Genomic DNA, 355 nt, shown 5'->3' on the forward strand with positions numbered 1-355 from the left:
CGTCGGCGGCGATGCTGTGCAGGGCAGCGCCCAGACGCTCGCGTGAACAGGTGCAGCCGAAACGCAGCGCCTTCGGCTCATAGATGCGCACGGTTTCTTCGTGATAGAGACGATGCAGCACTTCCTGCTGGTCCAGCGTCAGCAGCTCCTCGGCCTTGAGGGTCTCGGCCAGATGCACGACGCGCTCCCAGGCATCCGGGTCCTTGTTGGCCTCATCGTTGGGCAGCTGCTGCAGCATCACGCCGCCGGTGCGCTTGCCATCGGCCATCAGCCACAGGCGGGTCGGCAGCTGCTCTGACTGGCTGAAGTAGCTCTCCAGGCAGCCGGCGAGGCTGTCCTGATCGATGGCCACGAT

1 protein-coding gene is annotated in these 355 nt (G+C 65.4%); it reads right to left on the minus strand.

The genetic code is table 11. The features are described from left to right. The coding region (gene hslO / locus CWC28_RS21335) for an Hsp33 family molecular chaperone HslO (RefSeq protein ID WP_171038347.1) at positions 1-355 on the minus strand (355 nt) is incomplete at both ends.

This window comes from Pseudoalteromonas sp. S4492 (assembly GCF_005886115.1).
Classification (GTDB): Bacteria; Pseudomonadota; Gammaproteobacteria; order Enterobacterales; family Alteromonadaceae; genus Pseudoalteromonas; species Pseudoalteromonas gelatinilytica.